Consider the following 3,782-nt stretch of genomic DNA (forward strand, 5'->3'; position numbering starts at 1 on the left):
AACAAGCCCTGAGGAGGTACGGCAAAGTCAGCATTTGTACAATCAAGACTCTCTATAGCCGTTCGGAACTGATCCATGGAAAGCTTGCCCCGCCCTACTCTCAGCATAGTACCCACCAGGCCACGCACCATTCCCCGCAGGAAACGATTGGCGGTAACGTTATAGACTATACGTTCTCCATCTACTGTCCAGTAAGATTCTTCTATCTTACATATATATGTCTTCACCTGTGTATTACGCTTAGAGAACGTGGTAAAGTCACTATAGCCCTTAATCACTTCCGCGGCTTCCTGCAATGCGGCGATATCCATCTTATAAGGAAAGAAGTATCCGCGGTCCTTCAGAAAGGGATCTTTACGTGTATATAAAGTATACTCATAGGAACGAGCGAGGGCCGCGAAGCGACTATTGGCATCCGGAGGTACATTATATATACCTCTCAGCACCACATCATCTGGCAGGATAGCATTGATCTTATATATAAACTGCGGGTGCAGCGGCAATGCGGTATCAAAGTGAAGGAAGTTCTGCAGGGCATTGACGCCAGCATCCGTTCTGCTGGAGCCCGTGCTGACAATAGTATCTCTCAGTAATAAACTCAACGCCCTGTCTATTTCTGCCTGCACAGTATGTGCATTTTCCTGCACCTGGAACCCGCTGTATTGCGCGCCCTTGTATCCCACTTCTATAAAGTACCTGTTCATATGGGGGCGAAAATAAAGAATTACGAATTATCGATAATGAATTACGGAGTTGTGAACAGACGACCAGGGGTACATCTGCCTACAACTCCGTAATTAATAAGGTGATAAATATTATTTATGCAGCATGGCTTTGAACCTGCCCCTGTAGTAATCATCGATTAACAGGGTTTCCAGGGAGCCATACTTTTCTGTATCATATGTTTTAGAATAACCTGCATCCAGCAAACGGTAACGGGTATCATCCGCTGTCAGCAACTGCACCAGGGTTTTTATCTGCGCGGTTTCCAGACAGTAGTTGCGCGTTTGTTTACGGAACACATCTATCATACCATCATCACTTTTTGCGGCTACAAATTTGCGCAACATCTTACGGAAAGTAGCATCGTCCATAACGTTCGCGCAATCAGAATTGATCAAACGGGCATCCGTAGTCTTCTTTTTTGCTTCGGGTGCATCCGGTACTACTTCGGCAGCAACAGGGGCGCCTACCGGTGCACCGGCAGCATCCACCACTACATCATCTTCACTACGTTTCTTTTTCTTCTTACTCTTTACCGGCTCTTCATCTGTTACCGGACGCGTAGCTGCTACGCCGTAACCACTGGAATCCGTAATGATATTGGCTGGATGTTCAGTATCATCAAAAACTTTACTACGTTTTTTCTTTTTGCGTACAGGCGCTTCTTCTGCGGCCAGTACCGGCACTTCTACTACCACTGGCGCCGGAGCTGCTGCTTCAGCAGTCGTGGCAGCCGGCTGGGCTTTATCATCCTGGAACTCAATAAAATCAGGATCTCCTTCACGTGCCTTATGTTTCTTTTGCTTTTTTACCGGTTCTTCCGCAGGAGCTGCCTTGGCTACTTCTTCTGTTGCGGCTTCACTGGCGGCTGTTTTACCTTCTTCTGCCAGCACATCATTGAGAATGGCTTTTTCCTCCTCTGTCAATGGCTCCCTTTCGTTTTTACGCTTTTTACCTTTAGATTTCTTCACTTCTCCTTCCACGGCTACCGGTGCATCTGCGGCTATAACCGCCGGCTTAACTTCCGGCAAAGGATCATCCCGGTCAGCTCCGGTTACAACAACTTTATCCAATGCGGAAGAAAACGGATTGTTTGATTTCGCAGCGGTGGCTGACTTAGCGGGTCCGGTTACAACCGCCTTGTCGGCAAAAGTTGTTTCCAGGTCCTTCTGCAGATTCGCCATCATTTCCTGCTTAGCTGTGTCCAGCACTGGTACCAGCGTATCAGCTACCACCAGTGTTTCAGTGGGGGCAACAGCGGCAGTACCGGCATCTGATTTGATTTCCCGGAAGGTTTGCAGGTTATACAAAGAATAACCCGCTTCCCCGGATTGTTTTAACAGGAAGCCCTGATCATTCTTAGCTATTTTCAAATAAAACTTTGCTTCGTGGGATTCATCCTTTGGAAAACCTACGGTAATAGGTACGGTACCGTTATCCAGCTGAGGTAAAATGATATAACCCCGATCCGTGGAACTCAGCACTTTGCCACTATGTTTTACATAAAATGGTACTCCCTTCTCGCTCTGAATATATACGAAGTGATGCTGTGACTGCGCCCAAAGACGGCCGCAAAGTAACAGGCATGCCCAAACGAATATTACTGTCCTGTATTTGAGATGCATACTATAAATTGGTATAAAAACTTTTCCTGTGCAAATATTATTCCAGCACGATCAACACTTCGCCTTTTTCAACGGCTGTGCGCTCTGCGACTTTAATTTCTTTCACGATGGCATCTGAAGTGGCTTTAAACACATTCTCCATCTTCATAGCTTCCAGTATAAGCACCGGATCTCCTTTATGGATGGCCTGTCCCACGGTTACCAGCACTTTCAGTACCAGTCCGGGCATGGGTGCTTTGATATCATTGACCTTCTTTGTCATGGCATCTTTAATGCCCATAGACGCCAGCAACTGATCAATAGGCTCTTCTATTGCCACTTCAAATTGCTGCTGATTTACCTGTAATACGACTGTTTTGGTTTCCCTGTCGATCCGCAATACCTGCGCCTGGTAGCTCTTTCCATCCATTATGATGCTGTAATCGCCACTTGGCAATTGGACTGCTGACCAATCTACTTCCTGGTCATTGCAGGTAAGCTTAGTGTCTTTATTCACGGCAAATGTAGATTTGCCATTCACGATTGCTTTGATCATAATACTGATTTACTGGCCTGTTAGCGTAGCAAAAATAGCATTTTTAACCACTTACCTCATATTTGGCCCATTTGTTTAAATTTGACTCTTTTTAATTGGCACAAGCCAATACATTTGTTTAAAACTGTCTTTTACATGAATCAACATCTGAAGCAATCCCTGATGGGAATGCTGATCGGAGGAATAGCCGGACTGGGAATGAGTACTTCCCTGATGGCCCAATCTGAAAAAGCTGCCCAGGAAGACCCCGCATTAAAGATTTACCGTGCCTCCTCCACAAAAGTAAATGATCTGGTGCATACCAAGCTGGACGTACGTTTCGATTATGCGAAAAAGTATCTCTATGGCAAAGCATGGATTACCCTGAAACCTCATTTCTATGCCACGGACTCCCTCACGCTGGATGCAAAAGGCATGGACATTAATGAAGTTGCTCTTGTAAAAGCCGGCAAAAACAGTCCGCTGAAATACAGCTACGACAGCCTGCAGCTGCATATTGCGCTGGATAAAGAATATAAGCCAACCGAATCTTATATCATCTATATCAGTTATACTGCCAAACCCGATGAGCTGAAAGTCAAGGGCAGCGCTGCTATTTCTGATGCCAAAGGATTATATTTTATTAATCCTGATGGGAAAGATCCTAATAAACCTACTCAGATATGGACACAGGGCGAAACAGAGAGTTCTTCTGCCTGGTTTCCTACTATCGATAAAACCAACCAGAAATGCACCGAGGAAATTAGCATGACGGTGGAAAAGAAGTATGTAACCCTCTCCAATGGCAAGCTGGTAAGCCAGAAGAACAACGCCGACGGCACCCGTACAGATACCTGGAAGATGGACCTCCCCCACTCTCCTTACCTCTTCATGATGGCCGTGGGTGACTACGCCATTGT

Annotated in this window: 4 protein-coding genes; 1 reads left to right on the forward strand and 3 read right to left on the reverse strand. The window is 45.9% G+C overall.

The window, feature by feature from the left end:
- The 3 genes from truA to VIP81_RS32400 form a co-directional block, all read right to left on the reverse strand.
- On the reverse strand, positions 1 to 704 hold a 704-nt coding region (truA, locus tag VIP81_RS32390), incomplete at its 3' end, for a tRNA pseudouridine(38-40) synthase TruA (protein ID WP_331972020.1).
- A 111-nt stretch (positions 705 to 815) separates the two neighbouring features.
- Positions 816 to 2,348 (reverse strand): DUF4476 domain-containing protein, encoded by a 1,533-nt coding sequence (locus tag VIP81_RS32395; RefSeq protein ID WP_331972023.1) that lies wholly within the window; start codon positions 2,346 to 2,348, stop codon positions 816 to 818.
- Between the two features lie 37 nt (positions 2,349 to 2,385).
- On the reverse strand, positions 2,386 to 2,883 hold the full coding sequence (locus VIP81_RS32400) for a biotin/lipoyl-containing protein (protein WP_331972026.1): 498 nt from the start codon (positions 2,881 to 2,883) through the stop codon (positions 2,386 to 2,388).
- A gap of 135 nt (positions 2,884 to 3,018) precedes the next feature.
- On the opposite strand from VIP81_RS32400, the gene VIP81_RS32405 reads away from it, so the two are divergent.
- Positions 3,019 to 3,782, forward strand: a 764-nt coding sequence (locus VIP81_RS32405; protein ID WP_414649448.1) for a M1 family metallopeptidase, incomplete at its 3' end; no start/stop codon positions are given.

The organism is Chitinophaga sp. (assembly GCF_036566945.1).
Lineage (GTDB): Bacteria > Bacteroidota > Bacteroidia > Chitinophagales > Chitinophagaceae > Chitinophaga.